Origin of the sequence: Mesorhizobium sp. ES1-6, from assembly GCF_020164775.1 — a bacterium.
GTDB lineage: Bacteria > Pseudomonadota > Alphaproteobacteria > Rhizobiales > Rhizobiaceae > Mesorhizobium.
Genome location: NZ_JAIUGU010000015.1, coordinates 100639 through 116628, shown reverse-complemented (window position 1 = coordinate 116628; position 15990 = coordinate 100639). Strand labels below are relative to the sequence as shown.

Sequence of the window (15990 nt, the reverse complement as noted above, 5' to 3'; positions counted from 1 at the left end):
CTCGATTTCGGGCAAACCTCGTCACCGATAAATCGACATGGAGAAGCCAGATGTTCCGATGGGGTGTGTTGTCGACGGCCAAGATCGGCCGCGAGCATTTGTTGCCGGCAATGGTCGAGGCGGAGAACGGCGTGCTGTCGGCGATCGCCAGCCGCGACCTGTCGAAGGCCAAGGCCTTGGGCGAGCGCTTCGGTGCGCGCCACGCCTTCGGCTCCTATGAGGAATTGCTCGCGTCCGACCAGGTCGACGGCGTCTATATCCCCTTGCCGACCTCGCAACATGTCGAATGGACTGAAAAAGCCATCGAGGCCGGCAAGCATGTGCTGGTCGAAAAACCGCTGGCGCTCGACGCCAAGGACATCGCACCGCTGATCAAGCTGCGCGACAGCAAGAAAGTGCTGGTCTGCGAAGCCTTCATGGTCATCTACCATCCGCAATGGATCAAGGTGCGCGACCTCATCGCCAGCGGCGCTATCGGCCGGCTGCGCCATGTCCAGGGCGCTTTCTCCTACTACAATGTCGACCCCAACAACATGCGCAACAAACTCGATCTCGGCGGCGGCGCGCTGCCCGACATCGGCGTCTACCCGACCGTGTCGACGCGGTTCTCGACCGGCAAGGAGCCGCTGCGCGTCCAGGCGACGATCGAGCGCGACAAGACATTCGGCACCGACATCTACTCCTCGATCCGCGCCGATTTCGGCGACTTCGAACTGTCCTTCTACCTGTCGACCCAGATGGCGGCGCGCCAGGTGATGGTGTTCCACGGCGAGAAGGGTTTCATCGAGGTGTTTTCGCCGTTCAATGCCGGGCTCTACGACCATCACCGCGTCGAATTGCACAACCAGAACCACAGCGAAGCGCAGGTGTTCCGCTTCCCCGGCACGCAGCAATACAGGCTCGAGGTCGAGACCTTCGCGCGGGCGGCGCAGGGCGGCAAGGAGCGGGTCTTCACGCTGGAGGAATCGGTCGCCAACCAGAAGGTCATCGACGCCATCTTCCGCGCCGGCGAAAACAAGGGCGGCTGGGAAAACGTCTAAGCCCTCGTATTAAATTTGCCGGCTAATCCTGGGGAGGAAAAATGGCTGACGACGCGGATGTCATCATTGTCGGCGCCGGCCTTGCCGGGCTGGTCGCCGCTGCCGAGCTTGCCGAGGCCGGCAAGAAAATCATCATCGTCGACCAGGAGCCGGAACAGTCGCTGGGCGGCCAGGCTTTCTGGTCGTTCGGTGGGCTGTTCCTGGTCGATTCCCCGGAGCAGCGGCGCATGCGCATCCGCGACTCCCATGATCTGGCGCTCGAGGACTGGATGGGCACCGCAGCCTTCGACCGGCCCGAAGACCACTGGCCGCGCAAATGGGCGGAGGCCTATGTCGGTTTCGCCGCCGGCGAGAAGCGTTCCTGGCTGACGGAGCGCGGACTGAAGTTCTTTCCTGTCGTCGGCTGGGCCGAACGCGGCGGCGGCAATGCCATTGGCCACGGCAATTCGGTGCCGCGCTTCCACATCACCTGGGGCACCGGCCCCGGCGTGCTCGAACCTTTTGTGCTGCGCGTGCGCGAGGCGCAAAAGCGTGGATTGATTTACTTCAGGTTCCGTCACCGGGTCAATGAGCTGACGCGGACTGGCGCAGGCGTGACCGGCGTACGCGGCGATATCCTTGAGCCGAGCACCGTCGAGCGCGGCCACAAGAGTTCACGCGAAATATCGGGCGATTTCGAGCTTCATGCGCAAGCGGTGATCGTCGCCTCCGGCGGCATCGGCGGCAACCATGAGCTGGTGCGGGCAAACTGGCCCAAGCGGCTGGGCAGCGCGCCAAAGCGCATGATCACCGGCGTGCCCGACCATGTCGACGGCCGCATGCTGGCCATATCAGAAAAAGCCGGCGGCTCGATCATCAACCGCGACCGCATGTGGCACTATGTCGAGGGCATCAGGAACTGGGCGCCGCTCTGGACCGAGCATGCGATCCGCATCCTGCCCGGCCCGTCCTCGCTGTGGCTCGATGCCCGGGGGAAGCGCCTGCCGGTGCCGCTCTATCCCGGTTTCGACACGCTGGGCGCGCTGAGCCACATCATGAGCACCGGCTTCGACTATTCCTGGTTCATCCTGACCAAAAAAATCATCCAGAAGGAATTCGCGCTGTCGGGCTCCGAACAGAACCCCGACCTGACGGGAAAAAGCTGGCGCCAGGTGCTCGGCCGGGCCACGTCGGGCATCCCTGGCCCGGTCAAGGCGTTCATGGAAAAGGGCGAGGATTTCATCGTCGAGGCCGACCTTTCGAAGCTGGTGGCGCGCATGAACGCGCTGGCCGGCGGCGAACCGCTGCTTGACGTCGCAACGGTCGAGCGCGAAATCCGCGCCCGCGACCGGCAACTCGACAACCCGTTCTCCAAGGACATGCAGATCACCGCGCTGCGCGGCGCCCGCGCCTATCTGGGCGACCGGCTGATCCGCACGGCCAAGCCACACAAGATGCTCGACCCGGCGAACGGCCCGCTGATCGCCGTGCGCCTCAACATCCTGACCCGCAAGACGCTGGGTGGCCTGCAGACCGATCTCGACAGCCGCGTGCTCGATACCGACGGCCAGCCGGTGCCGGGCCTCTATGCCGTCGGCGAGGCCGCGGGCTTCGGCGGCGGCGGCGTGCATGGCTATGCGGCGCTCGAAGGCACGTTCCTCGGCGGCTGTATTTTCTCGGGGCGCGGTGCGGGAAGGGCGGCGGCACGCTCGGTGGGGTGAAAGGACGGGCCGCAAAGCCGATGCCATCGACCGCGCAACCAACAAATTGAAGTCCAAGGACGATTTGGCGCGCCCGAAGAGATGCAGCGCACGATCCACTTACCCATTGTTCTGTTTGTCTATTTTCATCGTAACGTAGCATGCCTGGAGCATGAACCCGTGACAAATACCAGTTGCGACCGAGCTGGCACGGACTTCTTGGCAATGACTGATTCGGGGTCGGAAGCTGCCGGTCTGCTTTATGCCGCCAGCATGGAAAGCATGCGCGGGCTCATGGCGCTTCCCAACCTATGGATGGCTTCAGGGTGTTGCTGGCTCCACTTTGCCGCCGCGCGAAATCGACGAACGCCTTGAAGGCAGCGGTTGGGTTGCGGCGACTGGGATAGTAGAGGCTCAAGGGAGAGAGCGTGGGTGTCCAATCTTCAAGCACGCGCACAAGGCGGCCTGCCTCGATGTCGTCGCGGACGTCGAATTCCATCGCCAGAGTGAGGCCGACGGAAGCGAGGGCGGCGGTACGTGCGAGGCTCGCTTCGTCGAGGGTGACGGGGCCCTCAACGTCGATATGGACCGATTGTCCATCCTTCTCGAACGGCCAACGGTAGATCGCGCCATCGGGAAGCCGGACGCGGAGACAGGAATGCTCGGCGAGGTCCTGGGGGATCAGGGGCGTCCCGTGCGCTTTCAAATAGCTCGGTGCGCCTACCACAACGTTGCGCCGCGCGACACCTAACGGCAATGCGATCATGTCGGCCGGTACAAGGTCTGAGCTACGGACGCCAAGGTCGAAGCCGCCCGCTACAATGTCCACCAGGCGACCCTCTGTGACGATGTCGATGTGGACCTGAGGGTGCACGCACAGGAACGGTAGGACGAGCCACGAGAAGATTTCCCGTGCCGCTGTCGGAAAGGCGTTGATGCGCAGCGTGCCCGAAGGGGTAGCCTGTTGAGAGCGCGCAACCTCCATCGCCTCATGAATGTCCTGCACGGCAGGTGCGACTTGCGCAACGAACCGCTGACCTGCCTCCGTTAAGGAGACGCTTCGCGTCGTCCGGTTGAAGAGCCGTACCCCGAGCGTGCGCTCCAGCTTTCCCACCGCATTGCTGAGCGCGGTCGTTGAAACCCCTAGCTCAAGCGCAGCCGTGCGAAACTTGCCCCGGCGCGCAACCATGAGAACTGCGTTTAAGTCCATCAGGCTACTTTGCACAATTATCCCGAACTTCGTGATGCAACATCCCGAATTGTCCTGATTATCGCGCCATTTGTCCATCGCTATCTTGGCAGGGCAAACACACTTGCAGCGTTCAAGGCTGCACCCGCAGTAAGAAGGAAAAAACAATGACGCTCGAACTTCCATCGCCCATCGCCGCGTATGTCGCCGCCAACGCCCGTCTCGATGTGGACGGAATGTTGAGCCCCTTCACGCGCGACGCGGTCCTTTTTGCTGATGGAGGCCGTCACGAGGGCTACGCCGGAATGCGGGCCTTGTTCGAAGAAGCGGTGATCCCGGTCAAGGCGATCTTCACGCCGGATGCCGTTCGCCACGAGAACGGTCAGGTCGTCGTCGAAGGCCCTGCCCATGGCGACTTCAGGGGCAGCCCGATCCGCTTCACTTACCGCTTCACACTCGAAAGCAACGCCATCAAAGCGCTGGAGATCACGGCATGACCATCAAGGCTGATCCGACCGAGTTCACGGGAAAGCGCGTGCTTATCAGCGGCGGCACCAAGGGTCTGGGCCGCGCCACCGTCGAACGCTTCCTGGCAGGCGGCGCCCGGGTAATCACTTCCGCCCGCGGAACCCTGGAGCCCATCGATGGCGTCGAATTCGTACAGGCGGACCTGACCACGGCTGAGGGCGGAGAAGCCCTCGCCAGTGCGGCGCTCAAGCGTCTGGGCGGCGTCGACATTCTCGCCCATGTGCTCGGCGGCTCGACCACCCCGGGCGGTGGCTTTGTCGCCCTGACTGACGAGTACTGGCTTTCCGAGCTGAACCTGAACCTCCTGGCCACCGTCCGCCTCGACCGGCTCCTGATTCCGCAGATGATCGAGCGAGGCAGCGGCGTGGTGGTGCACGTCACCTCCATCCAGTCGGTCCTGCCGCTTCCCGACGCGACAACCGCCTACGCCAGCGCCAAGGCCGCACTGCGGACTTACAGCAAGTCCATCTCCAAGGAACTGGGTCCCAAAGGCGTGAGGGTCAACGTCGTCTCTCCCGGCTGGATCATGACCGAGGGGACCGATGTATTTCTCAAGCGCATCCAAGCCGCCAACGGTGGCACTATCGAGGACGCGCGCCAACTCGTCCTGGCCGGCCTTGGCGGCATTGCCATCGGGCGCGGAGCCGATCCGTTCGAAGTCGCCGAAGCCATCGCCTTTCTGGCCTCGGATCGCGCCTCTTCGATCCATGGTTCGGAGCTCGTCGTCGACGGCGGCACCGTCCCGACCGTCTGATCAAAGGGACCCGTCCACGCTTGGCCGAGTTGGCCCAGCGTGGACAGACGTATGAACATGCCCTGATGCCCTCAACCTCTGCTCTCCGGCCTCAGGAGCGACTGCGGTCGCATGATCACCGGCCGCCGCGCCAAAGCTTGCGCGTTACGCGGGCCAGGCTGCGCTAACTTAGGTTACACCAGCGATGTCTTCTGGTAGCTGATACCGAATTCGAACCGATTTGCCCGCCGCTGGACCTATTTAATGCGCGCCATTTTACGCTCCGTCAGTAGCAAACGTGCAGGTCAGAATGCTGTAAAATCAACGCTTAAAGCGATTTCAAGCACTTGCTTGAAGAGTGGCGCGCCCGAAGAGATTCGAACTCCTGACCCCCAGATTCGTAGTCTGGTGCTCTATCCAGCTGAGCTACGGGCGCGCATCAGGCCATGTTTTCGACGGCCCCGCGATCCGATCCGAAAGACCGGCCGCGAATGTGTGCAGTTCCCTAACGACTGAATTTGCGAAAAGCAAGCCGATCCGGCAAAAGTTTTGTCGCAAGCCTGTCATCCGGCGATGCCGGCGCCGATCCGGCATTCTGAAGCCGCCGTGGGCGGCCTTGATCGAGACGGCGGACGATCAGGCGAGGCCAGGCAGGAACAACGGGCATGGAAGGCGGGGAATCCCCTGGGGAAACGGCAGGGAAGCGTCAGGCCGGGCGGCGCAGGCTGCCACGGGCCTGGTCGAGGCGCACCGGCTGGTCGGGGATGGTGACGGCGAATGTGGTGCGCCCGCCGATCGACTCGACCAGTTCCACCGAGCCGCCATGTGCCCGGATCAGTTCATGCGCGATCGCCAGGCCAAGGCCGGTGCCGCCGCTGCGCGCGGAGCCGCGGAAGGCCGCGAACAGGTTGTCGCGCGCCTTCGGCGGCAGGCCTGGACCGGTGTCGGTGACGGCGATCCGGCTGACGCTGCCCATGCGCTCGGCCGATATGGCGAGCCGGCGCACGACGGCGCTTTCGGTATCGGCCGCCATCGCCTGCACCGAGTTGCGGCACAGGTTGGTGAGCACCCGGAAGAGCTGGTCGGAATCGGCATCGACTTCGAAAGCCGCCTCGACGGCGTTGATGAACTCGATGCCGTCCTCGATGGCGAGCAGGCCGTGCACGTCCTCGACCAGTTGGCGCAGCCGCACCCTGCGGCGTGACGGCGGCGGTTCCTGCGTGCGGCCGTAGTGAAGCACGCCCTCCGAATAGGAGACGGCGCGGTCGAGCGCACGCAGAAGCTTGGGCGCGAAAGCCTGCACGGTCGGATCCTTGACCTGGCGCAGGCGGTCCGACATCAGCTGGGCCGAGGCCAGGATGTTGCGCATGTCATGGTTGATCTTCGACACGGCGAGGCCGAGGTCGGCCAGATGCTTCTGCTCGGCCAGCATCTTCTGCAGCCGCTCCTGCATCTGCGACAATTCGCGTTCGGCCACGCCGATCTCGTCGGCGCGGTCGGCTGGATGGATGATCCGCCCGGGGTCGTCGGGTGCCTCGGAGAAGGATAGCATCGAGCGCGTCATGGTGCGGATCGGGCCGATCATGATCAGGTCGATCGCGGCGTAAACCAGCATGGCCGTGAACAGCGAGATCAGCAGCGAGACGAAGGCGACGTTGCGCGAATAGATGAGCATGGCCTTGCGCAAGGAGTAGTCCGGCATGATCAGCTCGAACTCCTTGTCGCTGTCGCCGACCGGCCCAAAGACGCGCAGCATCCTGTCGCCGCCGAAAAACAGCGTGTCCAGCGCGCCCGTCATGCCCTTGACCATGCCGACGCTGGCGAGATCGATGTGCTCGTCGACCTGTGGCGGCATGTCGGCCACCACCAGAAGCCGCGAGACGCCGCCGTCGCGCACCGCGATCGCCTTGGCGCCGATCGCCATCAGCACGTCATTCTGGGCCGTGCGCGACAGCGAGGTCGACTCGCCCTGCACCAGCACGATCGACACGGCGGCGGCCGTGCTCAGCCTCTCCTTGAGCCAGCTCAGCCTATAGCTGGCGATCCAGGGCAGGAAGATCAGCACTTCGGCCAAAAGCACGAAAACGATGGTGAGCAGCAGCAGTTTCGTCGACAGTCCGCGCGACAGCGGCACCGTACGGACGGCGTCCGACGCCGTTCCGGTCCCTTCTCCCGCTTGACTGGCTTCGCTCATGCGACTCGATCTTCACAATCACTTGATCAGCCAAGATTATGCGATTACGGCTTTTTTGCCAATTTCGCCCTTGGTCGGAAAAATAGATGCTCAAAAGACGTGCGTCTTTGGCGCGCCGACGCCGGATTGACTTCCAAAACCCTTCTTTCTATAAGCCCGCTCACGCTCGGGCCATTCGTCCCGGCGCGGTTTCGATCGCGCCAAAACCGGCCCGGCAAAGCTCCTGTTACAAAGTGACAGACACAAGAAGGGCCGCACCCCGCGGTATTAAAACAAATGAAGCGTACCTACCAACCGTCCAAACTCGTCCGCAAACGTCGGCACGGCTTCCGTGCCCGCATGGCTACCAAGGGTGGCCGTGGCGTCGTCGCAGCTCGCCGCAATCGCGGCCGCAAGCGGCTCAGCGCCTAAGCGAGACGAGATCGTTGCCCGCAACCGGCAAGCCAGTGGGTCAAAGTCCCAAGCGGCTTCTGAAACGCGCGGAATTCCTGGCCGTCCGCCGCGGTGAAAAGCGCCGCGGGCGGTTTTTCCTCGTCGAGGTCCTTGACCGCGGCGATGGCGGGGTGCCGCGCGTCGGCTACACCGTCACCAAGAAGGTCGGCAACGCGGTTGTTCGCAACCGCGTCAGGCGGCGGCTGAAAGAAGCCGTGCGTACCCACGCCGCCGATGACATGATGCCCGGCAATGACTATGTCATCGTCGGGCGCGACGATGCGCTGCGCGCCCCCTTCGGCCAGTTGAAGGCCGAACTCTCCCGCCGACTTCGCGGAACACGATAGGCCAAGGGCTCTCGATGGAAAACAACCGGAACTTCTTCATCACCATCGCGCTGTCGGTGCTGATCCTGACTTTGTGGCAGGTTTTCTACATGAACCCGCGCGTCGAGGCGCAGCGCGAGGCCGCCAAGGTCGAGCAGCAGCGCGTCGAGGACCAGAAGAAGGCGGCCGATGCCGCCAATCCGGGGGCGTCGACACCGGCGCCGGGAACGACCGCTCCGGGCGCCATCCCCAATGCGCCCGGCGGCGACGTCGTCACCGCTGCCGGCCGCGACCAGGCGCTGGCGGCTTCCAAGCGCGTCAAGATCGACACGCCGAGCCTCGAAGGCTCGATCAATTTGACCGGCGCGCGGCTCGACGACCTCAAGCTCAAGCATTACACCGAGACCGTCGACAAGAATTCGCCCGAGATCGAACTGCTCAACCCGCAGGCGCTGCCCACGGGCTATTTCGCCGAGATCGGCTTTGTCGGCAACGACAAGACCGGCGCGGTGCCGGGCGCGGAAACGGTGTGGAACGTCGACGGCAATCCGACGCTGACCCCGTCGACGCCGGTGACGCTCACCTACACCAACGACAAGGGTCTGACCTTCAAGCGCACCTTCTCGGTTGACGCCAACTACATGTTCACCGTGTCGGACACGGTGCAGAACGCCGGCTCGAGCGCGGTTTCGCTGTTCAACTATGGCCGCGTCACGCGCTACGACAAGCCGGCGGTGGCCAGCACCTATGTGCTGCATGAAGGCCTGATCGGCTTCACCGGCACGGAAGGCCTGCAGGAACACAAATATGCGTCCGTCGAGAAGGACAAGCAGTACCAGCCTGGCAAGTCGACCGATGGCTGGCTCGGCATCACCGACAAATATTGGGCCGTCACGCTGGTGCCGACCGAGAAGCAGCCTTTCCAGCCGCGCTACGCCTATTTCGAGGATGGCCGCCATCGCTACCAGTCCGACTTCCTGACCGACGCCATCAATGTCGATGCCGGCCAGTCGGCGACCGTCGAGACCGAAATCTTCGCCGGCGCCAAGGAAGTCGGCAAGATCAACGCCTATGCCGAAGACCGCCACATCAAGCGGTTCGACCTTTTGATCGACTGGGGCTGGTTCCACTTCATCACCAAGCCGATGTTCTGGCTGATCGACACGCTGTACAAATTCCTCGGCAATTTCGGCCTGGCGATCCTGGCCACCACCGTCATCGTCAAGGCCATCTTCTTCCCGCTCGCCAACAAGTCCTACGCGTCGATGGCGAACATGAAGAAGGTGCAGCCCAAGATGCTCGAGATCCGCGAGAAATACGCGGACGACAAGATGAAGCAGCAGCAGGCGATGATGGAGCTGTACAAGACCGAGAAGATCAATCCGCTCGCCGGCTGCTGGCCGGTGGCGCTGCAGATCCCGGTCTTCTTCTCGCTCTACAAGGTGCTCTACATCACCATCGAGATGCGGCACGCGCCGTTCTTCGGCTGGATCCAGGATCTGGCCGCGCCCGATCCGACCTCGCTGTTCAATCTGTTCGGGCTGATCCCGGTCACCCTGCCGCACATGCTGATGATCGGCGTGTGGCCGTTGATCATGGGCGTCACCATGTTCCTGCAGATGCGCATGAACCCGACGCCGCCGGACCCGACGCAGGCCGCGATCTTCACCTGGATGCCGGTGATCTTCACCTTCATGATGGCGGGCTTCCCGGCCGGCCTGGTCATCTACTGGGCGTGGAACAACACGCTGTCGATCCTGCAGCAGGGCGTGATCATGAAGCGCCAGGGCGCCAAGATCGAACTGTGGGACAATCTGGTGGCCTTGTTCCGCAAGAAACCGTCACCGGCGGAATAGCCGCCCTCCTGAAGGCAAACAATGTCAAAAGCGCCGGCTCGTCCGGCGCTTTTTCGTTCGGGCAGGCCTCTGTTCACGTTCCCGTGATCGGCGAAACTGCGAGCACGCGCGGGGCGTGACTGCGTGTGCGTTCCAAAGGCTATCAATTCCGATCAGCCCTCACCCGGAGGAAGACCACATGCGCTTGCCCACATTCAGGACCATCGCCATTTCAGCCCTTGTCGCCGGAATGGCGATTGCCGCTCCCGCCTATGCCAAAAACCCGAATGTCGGCGGCGCGCCGATGTACGCCACCAAGAACATTGTCGAGAACGCGGTCAAGTCGAAGGACCACACGACGCTGGTCGCCGCCGTCAAGGCGGCCGGCCTGGTCGACACCCTGCAGGGTGCTGGCCCGTTCACCGTCTTTGCCCCGACCAACGAAGCCTTCGCGGCGCTGCCGAAAGGCACGGTCGACACGCTGCTCAAGCCCGAGAACAAGGACAAGCTCACCAAGGTGCTGACCGCGCATGTCGTGGCGGGCAAGATCTCGGGCGCCGAGATGATGAAGAAGGCCAAGGCGATGGGCGGCAAATACGAGATGAAGACCGTCTCGGGCGACACGCTCACCGCCGAAGTCAAGAAGGGCAAGCTCTACATCATGGACGAGTCCGGTGGCGAGGCGAAGGTGACGATCGCCGACGTCAACCAGTCGAATGGCGTCATCCATGTCGTCAACAAGGTGCTGTTGCCGAAGTAACGGCTTCCGGCGAAAGGGGGCGTTGGCGGGCCGTTGGGGCTTTCTCGGTCCGCCATCCCCGCCTCACCACGAGGTGCCATGTTTCTTGGGAAGCCGTGTCGGCCAGGCCGGGGCCCTGTCGTCCCTCACAGGGCCCCGGTTTCCTTTAATGCCGTGAGGACGGTCAGCATCGAAACTCGACCGCCCAGGCCGATCACTCCATAACGGCGCTATGGTCGACCTTGGCCGGCGTTCCCGGCTTGCGCAGCAGCAGCACCAGCGGGATCGCCGCCAGCGACAGGATCATCATCAGCTTGAAGTCGTTCATGTAGCTGATAACAGTCGCCTGCAGTGTCACGACGCCGTCGAGCGCGGCGCGGCCGGCGGCGGTGTAGGGGTTCATCGCCTGGAAGATCGCCGGATCGCTGAACGCCTGGTTGAAGGGCGTGACATAGGTGGCGATGTTGGCGTGGTTGATCTGCACATTCTGCGTCAGAAGCGCGGTGACCACCGATATGCCGACGCTGGAGCCGATGTTGCGCGACAGATTATAGAGGCCGGTGCCTTCCGCGCGCCGCTCCGGCGCCAGCGTGGCGAAGGTGATGGTGGTCAGCGGCACGAACAGGAAGCCAAGCCCGGCGCCCTGGATGAAGCCGGTCGAGATGATGGTCCATTGCGAGACATCGGGCGTCCAGCCAGTCATGTCATACATTGCCCAGGCGGTGACCAGCAGGCCGATGAGCAGCAGCCAGCGCGTGTCGACCTTGCCGATCAGCCGGCCAACCAGGAACATGCAGGCCATCGTGCCAAGCCCGCGCGGCCCCATGACAATGCCGGCCGTCACCACGGGATAACCCATCAGCGTCTGCAGATAGGGCGTCATCAGCGCCAGCGAGGCGAGATAGGTGATGCCGATGATGAAGATGAAGACCATGCCGACGGCGAAATTCCGGTCGAGGAAAAGCCTCGGATTGACGAAGGTGTTGCGGGCGGTGAAGGTGTGGACGAGGAAGATGTAGAAGGCCGACGCGCAGATCACCGCCTCGACGATGATCTCGGATGACGAGAACCAGTTGAGCTGCTCGCCGCGATCGAGAAACATCTGGAGGGCGGCGATGGTGATGCTGAGCATGCCGAAACCCAGCCAATCCAGCCTTGCCTTGAAGTCCAGCTTGGTTTCCAGGACGTATAGCGACACGCCGGCGAAGGCCAGCGCGCCGATCGGAACGTTGATGTAGAACACCCAGCGCCAGCTGACATTCTCGGTCAGCCAGCCGCCAATGACGGGTCCCAGCACCGGCCCGACCATCACCGAAATGCCGAACAGCGCCATGGCGGAGCCGCGCTCCTCCACGCTGTAGATATCGAGCAGAATGCTCTGCGACAGCGGCACGAGTGCGGCGCCGAACAGGCCTTGCAGCAGGCGGAAGCCGACGATCTGCGGCAAAGACTGCGCGAAACCGCACAGAACGGAGGCAACGACGAAGCCGGTGATCGAGGTCAGAAGGATGCGCTTGCGGCCGAAGCGATTGGCAAGATAGCCCGAAGGCGGCGTCATCACGGCGGCTGCCACGATGTAGGAGGTCAGCACCCAGTTGATCTGGTCGGCGCTGGCCGAAACGCTGCCCTGGATATAGGGCAGCGCGACATTGGCGATGGTGGTGTCGAGCGCCTGCATGATGACGGCCAGGATCACGCAGGCGGTGATGGCGCCGCGATTGGCGACCACCGGCGTGGCAGCTGTCGCGGACGCGCTGGTCATGACTTTTGTCCGAACAGGCCGGTGAGGTTGGTGACGAAGTCCGGCAGGCCGCGCGCATGGCCCGTGTCGACATCGACCACGGCGCTCATGCCGCCGCGCAGCGGCGGGTTGCCCTCGATACCATCGATCGTCACGCGCATCGGAATGCGCTGCACGACCTTGACCCAGTTACCGGTGGTGTTCTGCGCCGGCAGCAGCGAGAAGCTCGACGACGAGGCGGGGCTGATCGAGGCGACCTTGCCGTGCCAGACGGCACCCGGATAGGTGTCGACGCTGATCGTGGCCGTCTGTCCCGGCCTGACATAGGTCAGCTCGGTTTCCTTCGGTTCCGCCGCGATCCACAGATCGGTCGACGAGACCAGGCTGAACGCCGGCTGCGAGGCCGGGAGATATTTGCCGACCTGCAGCGCGTCGACATTGGTGACGATCCCGTCGAACGGCGCCTTGACCACGGAATCGGCAAGGTTGCGCTGCGCATCGTCGACGCCCGACTGGGCCTGCAGGTAGAAGGGGTTCTTCTCGACCGGCTGGTTGGCGTCGCCGCCGAGCTGCGCGAGCGTGGCCTGCGCCTGCGCCTTGGCGACGGACACTTTCTGGCGCGCGGCGACGAGATCGTGCTGGGCGCTGTCGAAAGAAGCCTTCGAGGCGGTGGAGGTCTTGAGCAGATCCTGCTGCCGCTGGAAAGCGGCTTCGTAATAGGGGATGTCGGCTTGCGCCTGCTCGATCTGCGACAGCGACTGCTGGTAGCTCGCCTCCAGGGTCAGAACCTGGTTGCGCACCGTGCCGAGCTGGGCCTGGGCGGCGGCGAGAGCGGTCTCGAAGGAGGCCGGCCGCAAGCGGAACAGCACGTCGCCCTTCTTCACCGCCTGGTTCTCGTGCACGTCGATCTCCTGCACGGTACCGGAGACGTCGGTGGAGACGCCGAGCGACTGCGCCTGGATATAGGCATTGTCGGTCGTCATAAGCTGACCGCCGGTGACATAGTAGTAACCGCCGACGACAAGGGCGACGGGAAGCAGGGCAAAAAGCACCGGCCGCGTCAGGCCGCGCTTTGGCTTGGCCGGCACAGGGGGAGCAACAGCGACAGGAGGAGCCTGCTGTGACTGCGGCTCCTTGGCCGGAGCCTCGAGCGCCGCCGGCTCCAGGGCGACCGGCGCTTCCAGTTCGTCATTGTCGATGACGACATTGGCCCGCCGTTGTTCGCGCTCGCTGTCGAGCTGGATAATCTGGTCGGTCCGGCCCGCCGGCGTTTCTTCTCCGGCAGGCTTCTTGGGGGATGTCGAGTCAGCCATGTATTTTCTCCCGGTCGACGGCCCGATGGGTGCGAGCCGCGAACAGATTGGATTCGATCAAGCGTTGCGTTTTCAGCCGATGCCCAAGCCGCCAATGTCCAAGCGGCCGATGCCCAAAGCCCCGATGCCCAGGCCCCCGATGCCCAGGCCCCCGATGCCCAGGCCATTGTCGAAGCCGGCGCGCGGCGTCACGCGGCACGAAGCCGATGGTGGATGAGGAGGCCATGATAAGGGATCGTCTGCGGACAAGTTTTCGTGAGCATGCTTATTATCATCATGCACATAATCCTGCTGGACGGCGCGCGCAAGACGCACTAAGCCGCGCAGAAGAAAAAACTGATGGGCCACGGCACGCGGCAAGTGCCGGGCGATAGGCGTTTGCCGGCAAGGATTTCGACGATGAACTGGATCAGGATCGCAGCCGTCACGGCTCTGGTGGGATGCTCCGGTGCCGCTGTTGCAAAGGACGCGGTCAGCTGCGGCGGCGCCGCCATGCTGGGCGGTGCGCAGCTCAATTGCAGCCACGTCGAACCCAAGGCGCCGCCGCAATTCTGCACTTTTAGCTGGGATCTCCACACCATGGCGGGAGATCAGAAGGTCGTCGAAGGCAGCTTCATGCTGCCGCCCGGAGCCTCCAACGTTCAGGTCTACCAGGGCAGCGGTTTCGACAGCGCGCTGTCCAACCCGATCGTGATCTGCCGCGGCAACAAGTGAGCGCGGTGAGCAAGGAAGCTCGCACGTCAGCCGATTGGTGCTATAGGGCGGATCACGTTATTTTGACCAGGCGCGCGGATTTCCGGATCCGCGTGGCTATCACTTCCTGGACGGACTTCGACATGGATGGACCCAATCCCGGCATCAAGCACCCGATCCCGATGCACACGCGCGTCGGCTTCCTGAAGCCTCTGGTGACGGCGCCGAACATCGAGATCGGCGACTTCACCTATTATGACGACCCGGAGGGGCCGGACAAATTCGCCGAAAAATGCGTGCTGCATCACTATCCCTTCATCGGCGATCGTCTCATCATCGGCAAGTTCTGCGCCATCGCCGAAGGCGCGCGCTTCATCATGAATGGCGCCAATCACGCCATGTCCGGCTTCTCGACCTATCCATTCAACATTTTCGGCCATGGCTGGGAAAAGGGTTTTGACCCACAGACATGGTCGAAGGAAGTGCGCGGCGATACGATCGTCGGCAACGATGTATGGATCGGTATGGAGGCGGTGATCCTGCCTGGCGTGGAAATCGGCCATGGCGCCATCGTCGCCGCCAAATCGGTGGTGACGCATGACGTTCCGCCCTATGCGATCGTCGCCGGAAACGCGGCCAAGGTGGTCAAGACGCGTTTCGACGACAGGACGATCCGGCGGCTCGTGGCGGTGGCCTGGTGGGACTGGCCGGTGGACAAGATCGGCCGCAACCTCGATGCCATCAGGGGCGCCGATATCTCTCTTCTGGAGGCAGCAGCTTGAACGTTCCCAACAGCACCGCGATCCAAACCGACCTGTTCACGCGCGGGTGGATCTTCATCCGGGGCGTGCCGGCCATGAAATTCCTGCCGCCGGAAGGACCGCCGGAGATCGCCTTTGCCGGCCGCTCCAATGTCGGCAAGTCCTCGCTGATCAACGCGCTGGTCAACCAGAAGGGGCTGGCGCGTACCTCGAATACGCCGGGGCGCACGCAGGAACTCAACTACTTCGTGCCGGACGGATTTTCCGGCGAGGGCGCCGACCTGCCGCCGATGGCGCTGGTCGACATGCCGGGCTACGGCTATGCGAGTGCGCCCAAGGAAAAAGTCGACGACTGGACCAAGCTGGTCTTCGACTACCTCAAGGGCCGGGTCACGCTGAAGCGGGTCTATGTGCTCATCGATGCCCGCCACGGCATCAAGGCCAAGGACGACGAGGTGTTGTCGCTGCTCGACAAGGCGGCGGTGTCCTACCAGATCGTGCTGACCAAGACGGACAAGATCAAGGCCGCCGGCGTGCCGCGGCTGATCGAGGAAACGCTGGCCAAGATCAAGAAGCGTCCTGCGGCGTTTCCGTTCGTCCTGGCGACGTCCTCGGAAAAGGCCGAAGGCCTGGAGGACTTGCAGGCCGCGATCGTGCTCGCGGCCAATGGCGGCTAGCAGCGCGGGACAGGGCTGATGGCGTTAGGGCCGTTGGCGGCGGGGATTATGATTTTTTCCGGCGGACCGTCTCTGACATTCGGAATTGACCGAAGCCTCGCCAACTTCGT

The 15990-nt window shown here is 63.4% G+C and carries 15 protein-coding genes and 1 tRNA gene; 11 read left to right on the top strand and 5 right to left on the bottom strand.

The features are described from left to right. Window positions 1-50 precede the first annotated feature (50 nt). Both LB564_RS27850 and LB564_RS27845 read left to right on the top strand, forming a co-directional pair. Window positions 51-1040 (top strand): Gfo/Idh/MocA family protein, encoded by a 990-nt coding sequence (locus tag LB564_RS27850; RefSeq protein WP_140702972.1) that lies wholly within the window; start codon window positions 51-53, stop codon window positions 1038-1040. Window positions 1041-1081: 41 nt separating this feature from the next. Further along, window positions 1082-2740 carry an FAD-binding dehydrogenase gene (locus tag LB564_RS27845; RefSeq protein WP_224542378.1) on the top strand — a complete coding sequence of 553 codons (1659 nt, stop codon included), beginning with the start codon at window positions 1082-1084 and terminating at the stop codon, window positions 2738-2740. A 271-nt stretch (window positions 2741-3011) separates the two neighbouring features. Here the strand turns inward: LB564_RS27845 and LB564_RS27840 are convergent, their stop codons facing one another. Beyond that, window positions 3012-4007: a LysR family transcriptional regulator gene (locus LB564_RS27840; protein ID WP_224542377.1), complete on the bottom strand. Its 996-nt coding sequence runs from the start codon at window positions 4005-4007 to the stop codon at window positions 3012-3014. Between the two features lie 68 nt (window positions 4008-4075). On the opposite strand from LB564_RS27840, the gene LB564_RS27835 reads away from it, so the two are divergent. Next, window positions 4076-4405, top strand: a complete 330-nt coding sequence (locus LB564_RS27835; RefSeq protein WP_140702976.1) for a nuclear transport factor 2 family protein — start codon at window positions 4076-4078, stop codon at window positions 4403-4405. Next, a complete protein-coding gene (locus LB564_RS27830) occupies window positions 4402-5190 on the top strand; it encodes an SDR family oxidoreductase (protein WP_140702978.1) in 789 nt (262 codons plus the stop codon). The genes LB564_RS27835 and LB564_RS27830 overlap by 4 nt, the downstream gene beginning before the upstream one ends. 338 nt (window positions 5191-5528) lie before the next feature. Here LB564_RS27830 and LB564_RS27825 read toward each other — a convergent pair. Next, a tRNA-Arg gene (locus tag LB564_RS27825) sits at window positions 5529-5605 on the bottom strand. 270 nt (window positions 5606-5875) lie between these two features. Next, window positions 5876-7363, bottom strand: coding sequence for an ATP-binding protein (locus tag LB564_RS27820; RefSeq protein ID WP_224542376.1), 1488 nt, complete (start codon window positions 7361-7363; stop codon window positions 5876-5878). Between the two features lie 276 nt (window positions 7364-7639). Between LB564_RS27820 and rpmH the strand changes: the two genes are divergently transcribed. The 4 genes from rpmH (at window position 7640) to LB564_RS27800 (ending at window position 10716) form a co-directional block, all read left to right on the top strand. Continuing rightward, complete coding sequence (gene rpmH, locus LB564_RS27815; protein ID WP_008833937.1) at window positions 7640-7774, top strand: 50S ribosomal protein L34; 135 nt, start codon at window positions 7640-7642, stop codon at window positions 7772-7774. A 14-nt stretch (window positions 7775-7788) separates the two neighbouring features. Beyond that, the gene (gene rnpA / locus LB564_RS27810) at window positions 7789-8142 is read left to right on the top strand and encodes a ribonuclease P protein component (protein ID WP_140702981.1); all 354 of its coding nucleotides are present in this window, start codon (window positions 7789-7791) and stop codon (window positions 8140-8142) included. Window positions 8143-8156: 14 nt separating this feature from the next. Beyond that, the gene (gene yidC / locus LB564_RS27805) at window positions 8157-9977 is read left to right on the top strand and encodes a membrane protein insertase YidC (RefSeq protein ID WP_140702983.1); all 1821 of its coding nucleotides are present in this window, start codon (window positions 8157-8159) and stop codon (window positions 9975-9977) included. A 178-nt stretch (window positions 9978-10155) separates the two neighbouring features. Next, window positions 10156-10716: a fasciclin domain-containing protein gene (locus tag LB564_RS27800; protein ID WP_224542375.1), complete on the top strand. Its 561-nt coding sequence runs from the start codon at window positions 10156-10158 to the stop codon at window positions 10714-10716. A gap of 193 nt (window positions 10717-10909) precedes the next feature. On the opposite strand, the gene LB564_RS27795 is transcribed toward LB564_RS27800, so the two are convergent. Then, entirely contained in the window at window positions 10910-12457 is a 1548-nt protein-coding gene (locus LB564_RS27795; RefSeq protein ID WP_140702987.1) for a DHA2 family efflux MFS transporter permease subunit, read from the bottom strand. Continuing rightward, window positions 12454-13749, bottom strand: coding sequence for an HlyD family secretion protein (locus LB564_RS27790; RefSeq protein WP_224542374.1), 1296 nt, complete (start codon window positions 13747-13749; stop codon window positions 12454-12456). The genes LB564_RS27795 and LB564_RS27790 overlap by 4 nt, the downstream gene beginning before the upstream one ends. Window positions 13750-14148: 399 nt before the next feature. On the opposite strand from LB564_RS27790, the gene LB564_RS27785 reads away from it, so the two are divergent. The 3 genes from LB564_RS27785 to yihA all read left to right on the top strand — a co-directional run bounded on the left by LB564_RS27785 (window position 14149) and on the right by yihA (window position 15880). Beyond that, entirely contained in the window at window positions 14149-14463 is a 315-nt protein-coding gene (locus tag LB564_RS27785) for a hypothetical protein (RefSeq protein WP_224542373.1), read from the top strand. A 122-nt stretch (window positions 14464-14585) separates the two neighbouring features. Continuing rightward, a complete protein-coding gene (locus LB564_RS27780) occupies window positions 14586-15224 on the top strand; it encodes a CatB-related O-acetyltransferase (protein ID WP_224542424.1) in 639 nt (212 codons plus the stop codon). Next, window positions 15221-15880 (top strand): ribosome biogenesis GTP-binding protein YihA/YsxC, encoded by a 660-nt coding sequence (gene yihA, locus LB564_RS27775; RefSeq protein WP_140702993.1) that lies wholly within the window; start codon window positions 15221-15223, stop codon window positions 15878-15880. Before LB564_RS27780 ends, yihA begins: the two co-directional genes overlap by 4 nt. Window positions 15881-15990 lie beyond the last annotated feature (110 nt).